The organism is Undibacterium sp. WLHG33 (assembly GCF_049544815.1).
Lineage (GTDB): Bacteria > Pseudomonadota > Gammaproteobacteria > Burkholderiales > Burkholderiaceae_D > Undibacterium.
Map to the genome: position 1 here is coordinate 3209952 of NZ_CP186697.1, position 20942 is coordinate 3230893.

Here is a 20942-nt window from a genome sequence, read left to right on the forward strand (position 1 = left end):
AAGAATAATTTGATGACACAACCTGACACAGAAAACAAACGGCGACTTCACCCCGATATACTCAAGCTTGGTTTTGTGAGTTTCCTTACCGATCTCAGTTCGGAAATGATTTTTTCCGTATTTGCGATTTTTTTCACCACCGTGGCGGGTGCTTCGAGTGCACTGCTGGGTTTAATTGAGGGGATGGCCGACTTCTCTGCATCTTCACTGAATTATCTGTCCGGCTGGTTATCTGATCGCAGCGGGCGGCGTAAGTGGCTTGCAACTGCTGGTTATGGATTTTCCACACTCGCGAAACTCATATTACTGATTTCAACCTCCGTTACCGGGTTAAGCATTTTTCGTGTGATTGAGCGCCTTGGTAAGGGGTTTCGCGGACCACCGAGAGATGCCTGGTTGTCTTCGATTGCAATCAGCGAGTCACGCGGTTATGCGTTTGGTGTACACAAGGCGCTGGATAAGGCAGGTGCAGTACTCGGGCCTCTGGCCGCGTATGGATTGCTCTCCTGGCTTGGGGAGTCGCGTAGCGCATATGCAACCTTGTTCCTGCTTGCGTTTATACCGGCGGTAATCAGTGTTCTGGTACTGACCCGTATTCCGGAGCAGCATGGTGTTGCGCATGAACGGGAAAATATAAAGCAAAACTGGAAACAGCTTAGTCCGGGATTCAAGCGATTCCTGATTCCTGCAGGTGTGTTTGCCCTGGCGTATTTCAGTCTCGGCTTTATTTTGTTGAAGGCGCACTTGCTGGGCTTCAGCGTTGCTCATACCGTATTGCTATACGCCTTGTTTAACGCAGTGTGCGTATTTGCGGCGCCGTTGATTGGTCTTCTTGGCGATCAGATCGGGCGGGTACGCATTATCGTGCTTGGTTATGTGGCCTATGCCTTGATTAATGTCTGGCTGATTTTTGCTGCCAGCCAATGGGAGATGGTGGCGATATTCGCGGTCTATGGATTTTTTTATGCGATAGACGAATCGCAGAGTAAGGCTTTCATTGCCGATATTGAGACCGAGCGCAGGGCAACCGCCGTTGGTTTGTATAACTTCGTAACCGGTGTGCTATACCTGCCAGCTTCGCTGGTTGCCGGTGCTTTGTGGATGATTGCCCCAGGCTTGGTGTTCGGACTCGCGGCCGCACTTTCCTTGCTTGCTATCGTCGTTTTTGTAGTGATACGACCTATGCGTTACGAAGAGGCGCGGCAAGATCGCTGAGGTCTGCCAGTGCATCTGTTTGAATCCGGTACTTTATCCATTTTTGAAAAAAACTACCGGTATTTTCCATTCGTCCTACACTAAAGAGATGGTGGAACTTCTCAGAAAGTGACTTGATCATGGTGATTTCTACTGATGCAATTGCTGCAGTAACCCCGCTCGGACTTTCTGCCTTATCGCCGGTCAGTACGGTTTCTGCTGCGGTAATAGCAGGCTCAGTCAATACAACAGCAAGCGTGGTTGATGTATCTTCTCTGAGTCAGACATTAGCCATGACCCTTGCTTTACTTGAGCAGGAAATGAAAGCGATTGCGGCCAGCGGTAGTGGCAGCGCCATTGGTGATGCGGCAACGAGTTTTACGACTACCGCATCGCTGGCGACGATGTTTGTCAATGCATTCAATACCTTTCAAAGCAGTAACATCAGCAGTCTTCAGGATCCGTTGACAAGTTTTCTCGACAGCAGCCTGCTGGATGCCATGGGCGGCGTGCTGGCGGACAGCGGCAATAATTTACTGCAAAGTCTGGCAAAAATCGGTATTACACTTGATACATCTACCGGTACTGACAATATTCAGTTCACGCTGAATTCATCACTGTTGCAAACAGCATTTACGAATGCGCCTGTTGCAACTGCCAGCTTGCTGACACAAGCGTTACAGGCACTGGCGCAGATAGAGACTTCGCTTATTGCGCAGAACCAGAATCTGAGGACGGCAGAGGTCAGCGGCGGCGTGGGTAATTCAGCTAGAAATGTCTCATTCTCCGATATCTTCGCAACGGCAACGACAGCGCTATCCTCTGGCATTACATCTGTGACGCCCTCCATTCTGAAAACTCAGAAAACAGTAGCTGTCGGTGCGACGGATACTGCGCCAGGGATAGTGAGCGCGGCTGAGCAAAGCAATGCTCCCCCGATGGCGACAGCTCAGCAGGTATCCGCATCTTCTGAGACTGTGAATACGTCGCTTACTTCATCAACTGTATATGATGCCGCTGCATTGAAATCTGCAAATACAACGGTCACACAGCAAAAATCTGTACCCGACAAGACGGCTGTTGAACCGCGTACTGGGGCGTCGATAACTGCTTTTGATCAGTCCGCAACGTCGGCGGCACAAGCACAGACGCTAGTATCAGCCGATTTTCAGAGTGACTTACTAAAAAGTGGTGCCGACGTAATTCAGACCGGGCACAAGGTTATTGTCGGGAGTGAAGTTGCCGGTACAACAGCGAATTCTTTGTCATCGGTGTCAATGGCTACGCTACTGAATTCGGTGAAATCTTCTCAAGAACTGACAGATGTTGTTGCGCCTCAGACACCTGCTGCGCCCAGCGGCGCGGCGCTTGTTCACCCTTTAACGATGCAAGCGTTTGTTGTGACGGCTGCATCAGCTTATCGCCTGAATGATCCCGCCATTGTGAATACTCTTAGTCCGGACATGGCGTTATCAGATGCAACTGTCCCAGTAACTGCTGTCGCTACAACGACTGCTGATGCTGTAACTGCTGCAAATGTTGCAAACGATGTTGCTGTATCTGGGGTGAATTGGACCGCTGGCGTGAATCCTGTCATCTCAGCGGCCGTTGCGGCATATAAGGTCAGTGATGCCATCGAACACCTGAAGCCTGATCAGGGGCGGGAGGATAGAGATGAAGTCGTTTTCGGTAATGAAATTCCGCCGGTGGCGATGGATTTAAAGCAAGATGCCGGTCAGCAAAGTACCAGTGAAACCCGACAAAGCAAAAAATCCGGGCAGGCAAAGAATGCAGATATGGTGACAGATGCGACGGCGAGTGCACCGCCTCACGGTAGTATTGATATTAATACCTGAGTGATTTCGGGTTGTGTCGTGATACTTGTTGTGCTTTCAGAATGCGTAAATGAAAAAGCTCTGCAACAAGTGATGTTTGTCTTGATGCAGAGCTTTTTTAGAAGAGGTGCGGAATCAATCCCTGATTTCCAGCGCCCGGTTCAGGCTTAATGCTGCGATTGAACATGCAGCACCCGAGAGAAGATAGAGGCTGACATAGGCGAGGCCGAAATGTGCAGACAATCCGAGTGCAACCAGTGGCGCGAAACCGGCACCGACCAGCCATGAAAGATCGGACGTCAAGGCTGCGCCGGTATAACGGTATTTCGCTGAAAAATTGGCAGTCACAGCCCCTGCCGCCTGGCCGTAAGACAGACCCAGCAAGGCAAATCCCACCAGAATAAATGTATTCTGGGCAGATTCCCCACCGCCAAGTAAACTTGGTACAAATACACTCAGAATCGCAATGAATAGCGCGAAGGTGCCCAGTGTATTGCGGCGACCGTAGCGATCAGCGATCAGGCCAGAGGCAATCACGCCTAAGCTCATTAATCCTGCGCCAGTTACTTGTATGTACAGTACGTCCGTCAGTGAGCGTGTGGAGTACAGCGTCAGCCATGAAAGCGGGAATACCGTCACCAGATGGAATAAAGCGTAGCTGGCCAGTGCGGCTAAGGCGCCTATCAGCACGTTTCTTCCCTGGGAGCCACTCATTTCGGCGATTTTAGTTGGTTCAAGCTCGCGCTCATCCAGCAGGCGCGCATATTCGTTGGTAGAGACCAGGCGCAGACGGGCAAACAGGGCGACGACATTAATCGCGAAGGCAACATAGAAAGGATAGCGCCAGCCCCAGTCGAGAAAATCTTCCGGTGACAAGCTGGAGAGTAAATAAGCAAAGAGGCTGCCAGCAATCATGAAGCCGACAGGGGCGCCGAGCTGCCCCAGCATCGCATACCAGCCGCGCTTATGTTGAGGGGCATTTAATGCCAGTAGAGAGGGGAGTCCATCCCACGAGCCGCCCATCGCCAGCCCCTGGCCTATGCGTAACGACGCAAGAATAACGATCGACGCGTAGCCCAGATGCGAAAACGTAGGTAGGAAGGCGATACCGGCAGTGGAGATGCCAAGCAAGACTAAAGCAATTGTGAGTTTTGCTTCGCGCCCAAGATGGCGCTGAATTGCCATAAAAGCGACCGTACCGATAGGTCGTGCGATGAAGGCAAAAGAAAAAATAACAAATGAATACAGCGTTGCTTCCAGTCTTTGTTCAAATGGAAAGAAAACCGAGGGAAATACTAATACAGATGCAATGGCGTAGACAAAAAAATCAAAATATTCAGAAGCCCGACCGATAACAACACCGATGGCGATTTCTCCCGGCGAAATCGAGGTGTGGTCAGCGTGACTGTTTCTGGGGGCTGTGAGGAGGTCAGGACGTACAGAAATACTGGTGAGTTGCTCACCATTGTGGCTGATACTTGGCATAGTCGTCTCTCTTAGTAGTGTTTTTATCGACGGACGCCTGAAGCCCTGCCCGATGTAGCTATGCAGGGTGGGACAAAACGTCCAATCGCTAATGCTAGTCAGTCCGTGTACATTACCACGATTTATCCTTTTAACCTGGACTTTCCTGCATGATTTCCCTACTAGCTCGGCGCGGACTAATACTCCTATGCGTTGCACTGTTGGCTGGATGTGACACTATTGTGTTAAATCCTTCAGGCGATATCGCCGTTCAGCAGAGCAAGCTGATTGTCATTTCTACTCTCCTGATGTTAATCATCATTATTCCTGTCATTTTCCTGACCTTGTTTTTTGCATGGCGCTACAGACAGAGTAATACCAGTGCAAAGTACGATCCTGACTGGGATCATTCAACCAAACTCGAATTAATTATCTGGGGAGCTCCTCTGTTAATTATCATCGTTTTGGGAATGTTGACATGGATTTCTACACATACTCTTGATCCATATCGAAAGTTGTCACGATTAGATGAAAATCGTCCGATTCCTGCCAACGTCAAACCGCTGGTTGTGGAAGTCGTTGCTTTAGACTGGAAATGGTTGTTTATTTATCCAGAGCAGGGTGTGGCAACGGTCAATGAATTGATTGCGCCAGTCGATGTGCCTGTTCATTTCAAAATCACCGCATCCACCGTCATGAATTCGTTTTATGTTCCAGCGCTGGCAGGTCAGATCTATGCGATGCCTGGTATGGAGACGCAATTGAACGCCGTGATCAACAAGGCCGGTATATATGATGGCTTTTCTGCTAACTACAGCGGAGCCGGTTTTTCTGACATGCGTTTCAAATTCCATGGGATGACGCAGGAAAATTTCAATCAGTGGGTGCAGACTACCAAAGCGGAAAAGCTGAACCTGAATCGTGCTGCTTATCTTGAGATTGAAAAGCCAAGTATCAAAGATCCGGTGCGCCGCTTTGGCACTGTTGAAGCCGACTTGTTCCATGCCATTGTCAATCGTTGTGTGAGTGCTGATCAGGTTTGCATGGATAAGCTGATGTCGACAGATCTCAACGTGAAACCAGCATTAAAAGCGAACGAAAAAGTCGTTTCTATGCTTGCTCAGAATCAGCAGGCTACACGCGGGACGGATGCTGAAGTGTGTACAACACCACCAGTTACTATTGGAAAATAAAGATGTTAGACCAAATTGATTTGACTAAGCTGATATTCGGCCGTCTCAGCTGGGAAGCGATTCCTCTGCACGAGCCGATTCTTATTGCTACGTTTGCCGGGGTTGCTGTCGGAGGCCTGGCATTGCTGGCCGCACTCACTTACTTCCGCGTATGGGGAACCTTGTGGCGCGATTGGCTGACAAGTATCGACCACAAGCGTATCGGTATCATGTACATGGTTCTCGGTTTGATCATGCTGTTGCGTGGTTTTGCTGACGCGCTGATGATGCGTGCGCAGCAGGCAATGGCGTTCGGTGATTCCGCCGGGTTCCTGCCACCGCATCACTATGACCAGGTGTTCACTGCGCATGGTGTGATCATGATTTTCTTTGTGGCAATGCCTTTCGTTACCGGTCTGATGAATTATGTCGTGCCTCTGCAAATCGGTGCACGTGACGTTGCTTTCCCGTTCCTGAATAACTTCAGTTTCTGGATGACGGCGTTCGGTGCGGTACTTGTGATGGCTTCCTTATTCGTCGGCGAGTTTGCGCGTACCGGCTGGCTTGCATATCCGCCGCTGTCGGGTATTTTAGGCAGCCCGGATGTCGGGGTGGATTACTACATCTGGTCGCTACAGATTGCCGGTGTTGGTACCTTGCTTTCAGGTGTTAACCTGATTGTGACTATCGTCAAGATGCGTGCTCCTGGTATGACGATGATGAAAATGCCAGTGTTTACGTGGACTGCGTTGTGCACCAACGTGCTGATCGTTGCTGCTTTCCCAGTGCTGACTGCGGTGCTGGCAATGTTGTCGCTGGATCGCGTGTTCGGCACTAACTTCTTCACGAACGACATGGGTGGCAATTCCATGATGTACGTGAATCTGATCTGGATCTGGGGTCATCCTGAAGTCTATATCCTGATTCTGCCTTGCTTCGGTATCTACTCGGAGATTGTTTCGACTTTCTGTTCCAAGCGTCTGTTCGGTTATACATCGATGGTCTATGCGACAGTTGTGATCACGATCCTGTCTTACCTGGTCTGGTTACATCACTTCTTCACGATGGGTTCCGGTGCGAGTGTCAACTCGTTCTTCGGTATCACCACGATGATTATCTCGATTCCAACCGGTGCGAAGATGTTTAACTGGTTGTTTACGATGTATCGCGGACGTATCCGTTTTGAAGTTCCGATGTTATGGACCATGGGTTTCATGGTGACATTTGTGATCGGTGGTATGACGGGTGTATTGCTGGCAGTTCCACCTGCTGACTTTGTTCTGCACAACAGTCTGTTCCTGATTGCTCACTTCCATAATGTGATTATCGGTGGTGTTGTATTCGGTGCATTTGCGGGCATTAACTACTGGTTCCCGAAAGCATTTGGCTACAAACTCGACAGCTTCTGGGGTAAATGCTCATTCTGGTTCTGGACTATCGGTTTCTACTTTGCGTTTATGCCGCTGTACGTACTGGGTCTGATGGGAGTGACACGTCGCCTGAGTCATTTTGAAGATCCGTCATTGCAGATCTGGTTCCAGGTTGCCGCCCTCGGCGCGGTTCTGATTGCGATCGGTATTGCCTGCTTCATTATCCAGATGGTTGTCAGCTATCTGCGTCGTGAGCAGTTGCGCGATGTCACAGGTGATCCATGGGGTGGCCGTACTCTGGAATGGGCAACATCATCGCCTCCGCCAGCTTATAACTTCGCGTTCACGCCACGTGTGCATGACAGTGATGCCTGGGTTGATATGAAAGCGAACAACTATGTTCGCCCGACTTCCGGATTCCTGCCGATTCACATGCCGAAAAATACGGCGGCTGGCATCATCATCGCTGGTCTCAGCGCGGTATGTGGCTTTGCGCTGATCTGGGAAATGTGGTTGTTGGCAGGGCTGGGCTTTATCGTCATGATGGCCGCCATCATCATCCATACTTTTAATTACAACCGCGATTACTACATTCCTGCGGACGAAGTTGTCCGTACCGAAAATGAACGCACACGTTTGTTAGCTAGCCATGTCTGATAAATCTATTTCTACTCATGATGCGATGAGCCAGGCTTCTGGTTCGCGCTACTTCGTTCTCGAACATCATCCGGAAAACGGCACGCTGCTCGGTTTCTGGTTGTATCTGATGAGCGATTGCCTGATTTTTGCTTGTCTGTTTGCCGCTTACGCGGTACTTGGACGTAATTACGCAGGCGGTCCGACGGGTGCTGAATTGTTTGATCTGCCCTTGGTCGCGATCAACACGTCTTTACTGTTGCTGTCATCGATTACCTATGGTTTTGCGATGCTGGAAGCGCAGAAGAAACGTCTGAACAACACGCTGATCTGGCTGGTGGTCACTGGCTTGCTGGGCGCTTGCTTTATCGGCCTTGAATTGTATGAGTTCATCCACCTGATTCATGAGGGGGCCGGTCCTCAACGCAGTGGCTTTCTGACTTCGTTCTTTGCACTGGTCGCAACGCACGGTCTGCACGTGACTTTCGGTATCGTCTGGCTGGTCACTTTGCTGTTCCAATTAAAACGCCATGGTCTGACGACTGAAAATAACCGTCGCCTGATGTGCCTGTCCATGTTCTGGCATTTCCTGGATGTGATCTGGATCGGCGTATTTACCTTTGTTTACCTGATGGGAGTTTTGCCATGAGTGCACATCACGAACATACAACACATGATGCGGGTCACGGTCATCATGGACATCACGCTCATGACGATCACGCAGATCATGGCAGCCTGAAAACTTATGTCATCGGTTTTGTGCTGGCAGTTATTCTGACTGTCATTCCGTTCTGGCTGGTGATGGGTAAAGTATTCAGCAATTCTGCGACAACGGGGTTTGTGCTGTTGGCGTTGGCCGCAGTTCAGGTTGTGGTACACATGGTGTATTTCCTGCACATGAATGCCCGCTCGGAAGGTGGCTGGAACATGCTGGCATTGGTGTTTACCGGTGTGGTGGTAGTGATTCTGATGAGTGGTTCGTTGTGGGTTATGTATCATCTGAATAACAATATGATGCCAGGCATGCAGCATGAAACAACGCCTGAATCACTGAAACATACCGATAATCCCAATGAAATGCACAACATGCGCAATATGCCATGAGTGATCTGAACACCGGGGCGCAGCCCCCGGTTGTCGCAACAGACTCCCCCCGTTCATTATTCGCAAGACGTGTTCTGGCGATATGCGCGGGGGTGGTTTTTTTGTGCTTTGCTTTTCTCGGTACATGGCAGATCTGTCGCTTGCAATGGAAAATCGATCTGATCGCCCGCGTCGAGCAACGTGTGCATGCACCGGCAAACGCCGCCCCTGATCAACGTTTCTGGCCGGGTGTGAATGTCGCGAATGATGAATACCGGCACGTGCAGGTCAGCGGGCAATTATTGTCTGAGCAGACCAGTTATGTGCAGGCATCGACCGTGCTGGGCAGCGGTTACTGGATGCTGACACCATTGCGTCAATCCGACGGCAGTATTGTGTTGATCAACAGAGGATTTGTTCCTGCACAAAATAAAACAACGTCCGCAGCCCAACCACAACTGCAAACAAAGCAGGAGGTGAGCGTGACCGGATTATTACGTATGCCTGAACCCGGTGGCGGCTTCTTACGTAAGAACGATGCTGCCGCTGACCGCTGGTATTCACGTGATGTTGCCGCTATCGCAAAAAAACACAGCCTGTCGCCGGTTGCTCCATATTTTATCGATGCCGATGCCGCCGACAGCCAGCCGGATGCTGGCTACAAATCCCTGCTGTCAAATGAGGCGCAGGCGCCAGTCGGTGGTTTAACCGTTATCTCATTTCATAACAATCACTTGGTCTATGCACTTACTTGGTATGCTCTCGCTTTGATGGTCGCGGGCGGATACTATCTGCTTGTCCGCGAAGACCGCCGGCGTCTGAGTAGGACGCAGCGTCATAGTGAAAATGGGAGACATCAGGATGTTCGGCAAGACTGAAAATCAGCGTGATATCGTAGCCGGCATCGCCGAAGAATACGAGAGTTCGGCCGGCCACAAAAATATGCTGCAACTGATTCATCTGCGGTGGCTTGCCGTTTTTGGTCAGATTGCAACGATCGCGCTGGTTGTCGGCGGATTCGGCATACGCTTGCCGGTATTGTCGATGGCGTTTGTGCTGGCGATACTGATTGCGTTTAATATTGCCAGCCATTTGCGCTGGCACGAAGAAACGAAGGTGTCCAACCGGGCATTGTTTTTCGCGCTGCTGGTCGATGTCGCTATCCTGACGGCGCAACTGTATCTGAGCGGCGGCACTGCCAATCCCTTTATTTTTTTATATCTGTTGCAGGTCATCCTCAGCGCTGTTTTGCTGGAAGTATGGTCAACCTGGTCGATCGTCGTGATCAGTGGCTGTTGCCTGCTCGGTTTGTCGAAATTTTCTCATCCCTTGCTTTTACCCGCAGATAACAGCGGCGGTATGCCTGAGCTGTATATCGATGGCATGATCATTTGCTTCTTACTGAACGCGGGTTTGCTGGTATTTTTTCTGACGCGCATCAGTGGCAATTTAAAAGTGCGTGATGCACAACTGGCAGATGCCCGCCAGAGATCCACAGAAGAAGAGCACATAGTGAAAATGGGCTTGCTGGCATCCGGCGCGGCGCATGAACTGGGGACACCTTTAGCAACGATGTCCGTCATTCTCGGTGACTGGCGCAGGATGCCTGAATTCAGTAAAAATCCTGATTTACTCGAAGACCTGAGTGAAATGGAAAGGCAGTTGCAACGCTGTAAAACGACACTCAGCAGTATTTTATTATCCGCCGGAGAAGCGCGCGGCGAATCTTCGGTCAAAACAACCATCAATACCTTTCTTAAACAACTGGTTGAAGACTTCCGGGCGACGCGTCCGGTACAGACATTCATCTTTGAAAATCAGATACAACAGGACGTTCCCGTCGTGTTTGATTCTGCGCTCAAGCAGATGATATGCAATGTGTTAGATAATGCACTTGAAGCGTCACCCGCCTGGCTTGCTCTGACGGTGTCGAGAGACGCGGACATACTGGTCATCGTCGTCACCGATACCGGTCCGGGATTTTTGCCCTCGATACTGGAAAATCTGGGGCAGGCGTATCAATCGACCAAAGGGCGCCCGGGCAGCGGTCTGGGTATTTACTTTGTGGTGAATGTTGTTCGTAAATTAGGCGGCTCTGTGATTGCCCGTAACCGGCAGGAGGGTGGCGCCGTTGTCAAAATAGAGCTGCCACTGTCAGCGTTAATGCTATAAAAAGGTTTGAATATGTCAGAAAGTCGTCTGTTGCTGATTGTCGAGGACGATACTGCATTCGCGCGTACTCTGTGTCGTTCGTTTGAGCGACGCGCTTATACCGTGTTGCATGCCGAGAGTCTGGAAGCGGCAGAAGAAATACTCAGGTCCCATGCGCCGCAGTTTGCAGTGGTGGATCTGAAATTAAATGGCAATGCTTCCGGGCTGGCCTGTGTGCAAATGTTGCATCAGCGGGTGCCGACCATGCAGATTGTGGTGCTGACCGGCTTTGCCAGCATTGCGACTGCGGTCGAAGCCGTGAAACTGGGCGCTTGTCAGTATCTGGCAAAGCCATCGAATACCGATGATATCGAAGCAGCCTTCGGCCATGTTGCCGGTGTCACGGATCTGGAACTGACGAATCGTCCGACCTCGATTAAAACACTGGAATGGGAACGCATACACGAAGTGTTGGTGGAGTCCGAGTTCAATATCTCCGAAGCCGCACGACGTCTGGGAATGCACAGACGCACATTGGCACGTAAGCTCAGTAAGCAGCGTGTCAAATGATATGCGGATGAGCCGTCAGGGTATTCGTAATTTCGCATTCATACTGTTCCATTAAGGCCTTTGTTCCGCGCGCTATTTAGCTTGATATTGCTGATCGTTGATCCGCTGCTGGACATGCGTGCCCGCATTAAATTTTTAATATCTCTCTGAGTAACTTATGTGAAAATAACAGACAGCGCAGGCTAGTCCGGTTGATTCACATCTGCTGTTTTTAATGCCGCAGAAAATTGAGCCGGACATTCCTGTTTCTGCTATTCCCTAACAGTTTTCGTCTATTTTTATGTCTTCAGTGATCAAGCCAGGGCTGATTATTTTGCACAGTAATCAGTTGGAGCAGTTGAGTTCGGCCGTATTCGAATGGATAAGGCGCAATCCCCTGTCTCCGCTGGAGAAAGAGATTTTTCTGGTGCAGTCAAACGGTGTCGCTGAGTGGCTGAAAATATCGCTGGCAGAAAATTTCGATATCAGTGCTGCGAACCGGATTGAATTGCCGGGGCGTTTTTTGTGGACGATCTATCGTTCCATGCTCGGAAAGGCCGAGATACCATCGACATCATCTCTCGATAAAATGCCGCTGACCTGGCGGCTGATGCGCCTGATCCCCGCGTTGTTGCAGGACGGTGATTTTTCTCCGCTAAAACAATTTCTGGCCGATGGTGATGCCGAACGGCGTTACCAACTGGTGTCCCGGCTCGCAGATCTGATCGATTTATATCAGGTGTACCGGACTGACTGGTTGCAGGACTGGAGTCAGGGACACGATCAGTTACGTCGGGCGAACGGGGAACTGATGCCATTGCCCGCAGATCAATGCTGGCAGGCTAAATTGTGGCGAGCGATTCTTGCCGATTTGCCGGAGGCTGAGCGTTTGCTGGGACGCGTGAATGTGCACCGGCGCTTTGTTGATGCGGCCACTGGCGGAGCCGTACCCGCATCACCATTACCGCGCCGGGTGGTGTTATTCGGTGTGTCTGCGTTGCCGCGCCAAACACTGGAAGCCTTATCTGCGCTGGCGCATCACACGCAAGTCATACTCGCCGTACCCAATCCCTGCCAGTATTTCTGGGGCGATATCATCGAAGGGCGTGAATTGTTCAAAGCGCAGTTCAAGCGTCAACAATTGCGTAATCAAACTGATTTATCCGTGGTTCCGATTGAGGCGCTGCATGCTCACGCACATCCTTTGCTGGCTGCGTGGGGGCGTCTGGGGCGCGACTTCGTCCGTATGCTGGATGAATTTGATCAGGCTGAACTGGTGCGATCCGGTTTTAGCGGTTTGAAGATAGATTTATTTTCTGACGATGCGGGCGATACCTTGCTGGCGCAGGTGCAGGCTGCGATACGGGATTTGCTGCCGCTGGCCGAGCATCCGCGCCTGCCGGTAACGGCGACAGATACGTCCATAGAGTTTCATCTGGCTCACAGTGTTCAGAGGGAAGTCGAGATTCTGCATGATCGTTTGTTGGGGATTTTTGCAGAAGCGGACAATACAATTCGTCCGCGTGATGTGGTGGTGATGGTACCGGATATCGTCCAGTTCACGCCCTCAATCAGAGCGGTATTCGGACAATATAAGCGCACGGATCAACGTTATATCCCCTATGAGATCGGCGATGTATCAGATCGTAAAACGAATCCGGTGATGGTAGCGCTCGACTGGTTATTACGCTTGCCGCAGCAGCGCTGTCAGCAGAATGAGGTGGTGGATTTGCTGGAGGTTCCCGCGATTGCGGCACGCTTTGGTCTGGATGAGGGCGATTTACCTGTGCTGAAAACCTGGATCAATGGTGCCGGAATCCGCTGGGGCCTGAATCAGCAGCACAGAGATGGTCTGGGGCTGGGGGCTACTGGTGAACAGAATTCCTGGATTTTCGGCATCCGGCGCATGTTACTTGGCTATGCAAATGGCGCCCAGCAACACTATCAGGGTATAGAGCCGTATGCGGAAGTTGGTGGACTCTCATCGTCGCTGGCAGGAAGTCTGGCAGAGTTTGTTGAGGCGCTGATCGAATGGCAGTGCAGACTGATCTTACCGCAGACGCCGCTGGTCTGGGCAGAACAGGCGCGGCAACTGTTGACGACATTCTTTGCTGCATCCGGTGAGAATGACAGAGTGTTGCTGGCACGGCTGCATGAGTCACTCGATCATTATCTGAATGCCTGCGAACAGGCAGGTTTTGACGAAGCGATTCCGCTGGCAGTTTTTCGCGAGCCCTGGCTCGCATCGATAGACGAGGCAACGCTGAATCATCGTTTTATTTCCGGCGGTGTGACTTTCTGTACCTTCATGCCAATGCGCTCAATGCCATTTCAACTGGTTTGTCTGCTCGGGATGAACGAGGGCGATTTTCCGCGCAGGACGAGTCAGGTCGATTTTGATTTGCTGGCGGTGCCGGGAATGGCGCGCCCCGGTGACCGTTCGCGGCGCGATGATGACAGGTATCTGATGCTGGAAGCGATTCTGGCGGCACGATCCAGGCTGTACATCAGCTGGACAGGAAAAAATATCCGTGATAATTCCGCGCAACCCCCGTCGGTGCTGGTTTCGCAATTGCGTGATTATCTGCAGGCAGGCTGGGATATTGATTTGCGGGAGCACACACATGAGTATCCGATGCAGGCATTCAGCCGTGCCTATTTTTTTGAGGGGCCGCAAAGGCCGCTGACTTATGCGAGGGAATGGGGCGCAGCCTACCTGCAGACACAGGCGCAAGAACAGCATGCTGCGGATGAACACAGAACGTCGTTTGTGGACGATGATGCCGGCGTGAATCTGACACTGAAGCTGAATCAGCTGAGTCGTTTCGTCAGACAACCTGTCGCCAGTTTTTTTCAGCAGCGCCTGGGAGTGCAATTTGCTGATGACGAACAAATGACCGGTACTGAAGAGCCGTTCAGTCTCGATGCTTTGCAAGAATATTTTCTGAATGACAGGCTGATCAATAGCGGAGATATGCCGGGTAGTATCGCTGACCTTGAAGCAACACTGAGTGCAAAAGCGGCGCAGCTGTCACGCGAAGGGTTGCTGCCAGTCGGTTTCATGGGACAGAAATGGCAGCGTTTGCTGGTCGCGAAAATGATACCGGTGCAAACGGCATGGCTGACATTATGCGGCCAGTTCCCCGAGCCTGCGGCGAAGCTGCCGCTGCAATTTCAGTTTCAGAATATCACGCTCTCAGACTGGCTGGAAAACCTGCGTACCGATGGTGAGCAAACCGTTTCCATCATGCAGAGCGCCAGTAAAGTATGTAATGCCAAAGACGAAGTGCGGGCGGATAAAGTCATCGATATCTGGATACGGCAATTAGTTGCAGCGAGTCAGAATTACTCAGTGACTTTTTACCTGGTCGCGCGCGATGCCAGCCTGTGCATGCCACCTCTGGAACAGGCTGCAGCAACGGCGACGCTTGAAACCCTGCTAGGGTTATGGCGGGAGGGGCAGGATGGTATTTTGCCAGTCGCCTGCAAGACCGCGCTGGCGCTGATTGCCGGTGATAATCCACAACAAATTTATGACGGTGGCTATAACATGAGCGGCGAAGTAGAGAGCCCTTATCTGGCCAGAATGTGGCCTGATTTTTCTGCCTTGCGTGCAGAGCCCGATTGGGAGAACGTTGCCAGAACACTCTATGAGCCATTATTCCTTTGGGCGCGTCAGATTCAGGTTACGTCTCTGAATGCCGCCGCCGAAACGGAGGATGCGCAATGAGTCATCTGCTCAATCCGATAAGTTTTCCGCTGCATGGCAGTCGTCTGATTGAAGCGAGCGCCGGAACGGGAAAAACCTGGACTATTGCTGCTCTGTACTTACGACTGGTGCTCGGGCACGGCGATGAAAATGCATTTCAGCGCGCTTTGCATCCATCAGAAATTCTGGTCATGACATTCACACGTGCTGCAACCAGAGAATTATCCGATCGCATACGTCAGCGATTGACGGAAGCTGCGAACTATTTCCGTTCTGGCGATGTTCCCGCACATGATCATTTCATCCGCGAACTGATGTCGGCTTATCCTACCCATGAGTTACAACAGCAGGCGGCGTATCGCCTCAGTATGGCGGCGCAAGCGATGGATGAGGCGGCGATTTTCACGATTGATGCCTGGTGTCAGCGCATGCTCAAAGAGCATGCATTTGACAGCGGTTGTCTGTTTGATGAAGAACTGATCGCCAGCGAATCTTCTTTGCTGGAAAATGCGGCGCTCGATTACTGGCGGCAGCAGGTGTATCCGCTCGATAGTAATAGTTTCTCGCTGCTCACTTCATTCTGGAGTGATGCGCATGCACTATCAGCCGCGGTGCTGAAACTGGTGCCATTTGCCGGTTTGCTCGGTCCACGTATGACCCGGCCTTTGTCTGCATTGATTGAACAGACATTGGCTGATCAGGAGAAAATTCTGGCCGCGCTGAAAGCGGGTTGGGCGGATAAAGCTGAACAGATGGCGCAATGGTTCGCGGAACAAAAAGAGACCGCGCCCAAACAATTCAGCGCAACGAAATTAAAACCTGCGAATCTGGAAAAATGGCTGACTGCACTCAAAGTCTGGGCGCAGACGCCTTCGCTGGTCTGGCCGGACGGTTTTGATAAGGCGGCAGAAAAGCTGACACCGGATGGCTTACGGAGCGCATGTAATAAAGGGTACGAGCCGCAGATTCCTGAGATCTTCAATGACATCGCGCCACTCGCGGAAAAACTGGGCGAGATAGAACCGATCAAACACGTGCTGTACCGCCATGCCGTTTCTGTGATCGTTGCCCGCGCTGATGCACTCAAACGCAACAGCCGCCAGTTTGGTTTCAACGATATGTTGCAAAGGCTGCGTGCCGCCGTTAGCGGGCCGAATGCGGCTGCGCTGAATCTGCGTATCCGTCAACAATATCCGGTGGCGCTGGTGGATGAGTTTCAGGATACTTCGCCGGATCAGTATGCGATTTTTGACGCAATTTATCGTATTGAAGAGAACGCGCAGACGCAGGGCTTGTTTCTGATCGGTGACCCTAAGCAATCGATTTATGGTTTTCGCGGTGCTGATATACAAAGTTACCTGGCCGCCCGCGAAGCGACCACAGGCCGGCACTATATGCTTGGCACTAACTTCCGCTCGACGCATGCACTGGTTGGTGCATTGAATCATTTGTTTCTGCACGCGGAAAAAAATGAAGATGCGGCATTTGCTGCCGGTGCTTTCCGGTTCCGACGTGCTGCAACTGATCCTGTGCCGTTTGAAGCCGTCACAGCACATGGTCGCGCAGAAAAATTTGTTAATGCCGAAGGCGAAGTCAGTGCGCTGAATCTGTGGGCATCGGCAAATCCTGACATGAAAAAAGACGAGTATCTTTCGTTTTTTGCAGAAAACTGTGCTGAGCATATCGTCACGCAACTGAATAGCGCGCAGACTGGTTTTCAGTACACCGGAGACGTGCAGCGATTTCAGCGATTGCAGGCAGCGGATATCGCGATTCTGGTCAGGGATAAATTTGAAGCCGAAGCGATCCGCAGCGCGCTGCAAAAGCGACATGTCGCCAGTGTCTATTTGTCCGATAAAGATTCAGTGCTCAACAGCGACGAGGCCAGCGATGTCTTACGCTGGCTGCATGCATTTGCGAATCCGCTGGATGATATTGCTGGTCGCGCCGCGTTCGCTACCAAAACAGCGAAACTCAGCATCGCGCAACTGATCACGCTGGCATCGGATGATGAAGCATGGGAAAACTGCACTACGCAATTAAAAGAGTTGCACCTGATCTGGCAAAGGCAGGGTGTTCTTGCTGCTATCCGGCGGTTTATACACATGTTGGAATTACCTGCAAAATTACTCAGCGAGGTTGGCGGCGAGCGCAGCCTGACGAATATCCTGCATCTGGCGGAATTATTGGAAACGGCGAGCATGCAACTCGATGGCGAGCAATCACTGGTACGCTGGCTGGCAGAACAAATGGCGGATGATAGTCAGCTCAGCGACGAACATATCTTACGACTTGAAAGCGATGCGAAACTGGTCAAGGTGATTACGATACATAAGTCCAAGGGGCTGCAATATCCATTGGTGTATCTGCCGTTCGCCGTGTCAAACCGGGTGACAACGCGGATGAACCGCAGTTTCTTTGATTATGTCGATGAATCCGGTGTACGGAAAATTGATTTTGCATTGTCGCAGGAAGCGTTGGATGCGGTGGATCGCGTCAGAAAAGAAGAAGACATTCGTTTGTTTTATGTGGCGGTCACACGCGCCGTCCATACCTTGTGGCTGGGTGTTTCCTCGAATCAGAACAAAATACACGAGTCCGCGTTCGGTTATCTGCTGGCTGGCGAAACGACACTGGCGGCTGCAGCGTTGATCGATGCTTTGCAAAAAATGCGCAATGATTGCAACGATATCACCATCACTGACGTTGCAGAGTTAGCTGACGTTAATATCTACGAGCAGCAAGAAACAAAACAAAGCCTGGTGGAAATGCCTGAGTACAAACACGAGTTTGAGCGCGACTGGACTGTCGGCAGCTTCACTTCGCTGACGCGAAGTATCGCAACCACCGGCAATATGACCCGCGTGCAGGACAGTAAGCTGCTGGAGGACGACGGCAGTGCGCCGGTGACAGTAGCTGGTCACAGTGCTTGGCATCGTTTTCCGCGCGGCGCGATGCCGGGTCAGTTTTTACATGAACAGCTCGAATGGATGGCTGGTGAGGGCTTCGAGTCCGCCGGGGCCGATACTTTCGATGCCAGACTGGCAGCGCGTTGTCAGCGCGCGGGTTGGGATAATCATTTCGACGATATTCTGCTCTGGCTGAAGCGCATCGTCGCAACGCCTTTGTTGCCAGCGAATGTACGTCTGCAGGAACTGTCAACATTTCTGCCTGAAATGGAATTCTGGTTTCCGTGTGAACGCGTGAACGCGCAACAGATAGATCGCTTATGCCAGGAATTTTTTCTCGACGGTACGCCACGCGATGCTCTGGCTGAACGCGATTTGCATGGTCTGCTGATGGGCTTCGCTGATCTGGTGTTTGAGTATCAAGGCAAATACTGGGTGCTGGATTACAAGTCAAATGTTGTTGCTGCGGATGACGCGGGATATCACCGCGCCGCTCTGGCATCTGCTATGGCTGCGCACCGTTACGATGTGCAGGGGGCGATTTATATGCTGGCCTTACATCGCTTGTTGCAGTTGCGCCTGGGCGAGACTTATAACCCTGCCATACATCTTGGTGGCGCGATTTTTTTCTTCATGCGTGGCGTTGCCAACGAAGAGACGCATGGTTGTTACCAGCTTGAAGCAAACCCGGAATTCCTCGGCAGGCTCGATCAGATGATGCGCCACGATGAAGCGTCGGCTGCCGGTAATTCTGTGAACGATACAAAGGACATCCCATCATGATGGTAGCGACACCGCCAGTGCTGGAAAGATTCAAACAATATGCAGAGCAGGGGCAAGTCCGTCTTCTTTCTGTGGCTTTTATGCGTTTCATGCACAGCCTTGGCATGCAGGATCAGCGGCAATTGCTGATTGTCGGCTTGTTATGTGAACTCGAAGCGCTGGGCCATAGTTGTATCAAACTCGGTGCATTAGTGGCTGACCCTTGCGCTTTGTCAGGCTGGGATAAGGCGCTGTGGGAAACGCTGGTCGCGGAGATGGATGTACCTGCCGACGTTGAAGGCTGGTTGCATGTGCTCAGCAGTTCTGCGCAGATTTATGCTGCGGATAAAGCGGGTCAGGATGATCAGTTTGATCAACAAGAGCCGCTGGTGTTGCACAGAGAGAGCCTGTATCTGCGTCGTTACTGGCGACATGAAATGGCGATAGCGACTGCGGCCAGACGACGGGCGTCGGCTTTGATGCCGGTCGATGTGGCTACCGTGTCGCGCTGGCTGGATGTGTTATTTCATGCCTCTGACGAGATTGACTGGCAGAAAACCGCTTGTGCGATTGCTGTACGCAGCCATTTTTCGGTGATTACCGGTGGCCCGGGAACGGGTAAGACGTACACCGTGGCGCGGCTGCTGGCGCTGTTGTTTGCCTTGTCCGAGCAGCCAGAACGTCTGCGTATCGCTTTGGCGGCACCAACCGGTAAAGCCGCAGCGCGCCTGAAACAGGCGATTGATCATGCGTTGTCTGAACTCGCTCAGAAAATTGGTCCGGCGCTGCCGCTGGCAGAGCTGACGAACCGTATCGGTGCGGCGCGCACCTTGCATAGTCTGTTGGGGGCTCGCCCTGATACACGGGCATTCCGCCATCATGCGGGAAATCTGCTGGATATCGACGTGCTGATCGTGGACGAGGCATCGATGGTACATCTGGAAATGATGGCAGCGCTGTTAGCGGCGCTGCCCGAATCCACGATGCTGATTTTGCTCGGCGATAAAGATCAACTGGCATCGGTAGAAGCAGGAGCAGTGCTGGGCGATCTGTGTGATCGTGCGGAATCCGGCAATTATTCTTCCGATACGGCGCGTTATATCGCCAGTGCCTGTGGCAAAGAGCTTCCGGCAGAGTTTATTGCCAATGGCAATGTGATTGCGCAGCAGACCGTGATGCTCAGAAAGAGCCGCCGTTTCAGCGGTGCCATCGGTACGCTGGCGCTGGCAGTCAATCGCGGGCAGACTGAGCTGGCGATTGATTGTTTGCGCCGTGCGGATGAGCACGTTTTGTACTGGGCTGAAGCCGCGCAGCAAAAAACGCTATTGCAAATGGCCTTGCATGGCAGGGCTGGTGCAGAAGGTGGTTATTTCTCTTACCTGCAAGTACTGGCACAAAGACCGCAGGGTGATGACGAGGCACAGTTTCAGCAATGGGTGATTGCCGTCCTGAAAGCCTTTGAGTCATTCCGTATTTTGTGTGCCGTCAGGGAAGGGGATTGGGGTGTCAGCGGCTTGAATCAGTCTATCGAAAAACATCTGCATCAGCTCGGCCATATCAATAGCCGGACCGAATGGTACACCGGGCGGCCAGTGATGATTACCCGTAATGACTACGGCATCGGGGTTTTTAATGGCGACATCGGCATGACTTTGCCTGACTTCAGGAAAGACAAGGTGCAAAGAGTGTATTTTCTGGAGGGCGACAAACTGCGCCATGTACTGACCTCACGCCTGCGCCATGTGGAAACAGCGTTTGCGATGACGGTGCATAAATCGCAAGGGTCTGAATTTCAGCATACGGTGATGGTATTGCCCGCAGAGACATCGCCGGTGATCACCCGCGAGCTGATTTATACCGGTATTACCCGGGCGAAGGAGAAATTCAGCCTGCTGACACCGGTAGCGTCTGTCCTGGGACATGCGATCGGACGCCTGACACTACGCGCGAGCGGCTTGCAGGCAGCGTTGAATGTTGATTAAAAGAAAATGAATTTAACGCGACAGTGCAGATTATTCCGTCGGTTTCCGGTGAAGTCTTTTATAATCCCCCGCGTACCAGATAAGTCCCAGGTCGCGCGGACTGATGACTGATACCTTCGAAGTTGA

Annotated in this window: 13 protein-coding genes; 12 read left to right on the plus strand and 1 reads right to left on the minus strand. The window is 51.7% G+C overall.

Annotated features, from left to right (window positions below; genetic code table 11):
* Positions 1–12 precede the first annotated feature (12 nt).
* Both ACOTSW_RS14570 and ACOTSW_RS14575 read left to right on the plus strand, forming a co-directional pair.
* Positions 13–1215, plus strand: coding sequence for an MFS transporter (locus tag ACOTSW_RS14570; RefSeq protein ID WP_423679784.1), 1203 nt, complete (start codon positions 13–15; stop codon positions 1213–1215).
* Positions 1216–1334: 119 nt separating this feature from the next.
* Positions 1335–3050 carry a hypothetical protein gene (locus ACOTSW_RS14575; RefSeq protein ID WP_423679785.1) on the plus strand — a complete coding sequence of 572 codons (1716 nt, stop codon included), beginning with the start codon at positions 1335–1337 and terminating at the stop codon, positions 3048–3050.
* A gap of 114 nt (positions 3051–3164) precedes the next feature.
* Here the strand turns inward: ACOTSW_RS14575 and ACOTSW_RS14580 are convergent, their stop codons facing one another.
* Complete coding sequence (locus tag ACOTSW_RS14580; protein WP_423679786.1) at positions 3165–4514, minus strand: MFS transporter; 1350 nt, start codon at positions 4512–4514, stop codon at positions 3165–3167.
* A gap of 149 nt (positions 4515–4663) precedes the next feature.
* Between ACOTSW_RS14580 and cyoA the strand changes: the two genes are divergently transcribed.
* From cyoA to recD, 10 genes are all read left to right on the plus strand, one after another.
* On the plus strand, positions 4664–5686 hold the full coding sequence (cyoA, locus tag ACOTSW_RS14585; protein ID WP_423679788.1) for a ubiquinol oxidase subunit II: 1023 nt from the start codon (positions 4664–4666) through the stop codon (positions 5684–5686).
* 2 nt (positions 5687–5688) lie between these two features.
* Positions 5689–7692, plus strand: coding sequence for a cytochrome o ubiquinol oxidase subunit I (cyoB, locus tag ACOTSW_RS14590; protein WP_423679789.1), 2004 nt, complete (start codon positions 5689–5691; stop codon positions 7690–7692).
* The gene (cyoC, locus tag ACOTSW_RS14595; RefSeq protein WP_186885748.1) at positions 7685–8320 is read left to right on the plus strand and encodes a cytochrome o ubiquinol oxidase subunit III; all 636 of its coding nucleotides are present in this window, start codon (positions 7685–7687) and stop codon (positions 8318–8320) included. The genes cyoB and cyoC overlap by 8 nt, the downstream gene beginning before the upstream one ends.
* Positions 8317–8775 (plus strand): cytochrome o ubiquinol oxidase subunit IV, encoded by a 459-nt coding sequence (cyoD, locus tag ACOTSW_RS14600; RefSeq protein WP_423679790.1) that lies wholly within the window; start codon positions 8317–8319, stop codon positions 8773–8775. The genes cyoC and cyoD overlap by 4 nt, the downstream gene beginning before the upstream one ends.
* Positions 8772–9632 (plus strand): SURF1 family protein, encoded by an 861-nt coding sequence (locus ACOTSW_RS14605; protein WP_423679791.1) that lies wholly within the window; start codon positions 8772–8774, stop codon positions 9630–9632. Before cyoD ends, ACOTSW_RS14605 begins: the two co-directional genes overlap by 4 nt.
* A complete protein-coding gene (locus tag ACOTSW_RS14610; RefSeq protein WP_423679792.1) occupies positions 9616–10926 on the plus strand; it encodes an ATP-binding protein in 1311 nt (436 codons plus the stop codon). Before ACOTSW_RS14605 ends, ACOTSW_RS14610 begins: the two co-directional genes overlap by 17 nt.
* 12 nt (positions 10927–10938) lie before the next feature.
* On the plus strand, positions 10939–11475 hold the full coding sequence (locus ACOTSW_RS14615; protein ID WP_423679793.1) for a response regulator transcription factor: 537 nt from the start codon (positions 10939–10941) through the stop codon (positions 11473–11475).
* Between the two features lie 280 nt (positions 11476–11755).
* Entirely contained in the window at positions 11756–15184 is a 3429-nt protein-coding gene (recC, locus tag ACOTSW_RS14620; RefSeq protein ID WP_423679794.1) for an exodeoxyribonuclease V subunit gamma, read from the plus strand.
* On the plus strand, positions 15181–18855 hold the full coding sequence (recB, locus tag ACOTSW_RS14625; RefSeq protein WP_423679795.1) for an exodeoxyribonuclease V subunit beta: 3675 nt from the start codon (positions 15181–15183) through the stop codon (positions 18853–18855). Before recC ends, recB begins: the two co-directional genes overlap by 4 nt.
* Positions 18852–20816, plus strand: a complete 1965-nt coding sequence (gene recD, locus ACOTSW_RS14630; protein ID WP_423679796.1) for an exodeoxyribonuclease V subunit alpha — start codon at positions 18852–18854, stop codon at positions 20814–20816. Before recB ends, recD begins: the two co-directional genes overlap by 4 nt.
* The last annotated feature ends 126 nt before the right edge of the window (positions 20817–20942 follow it).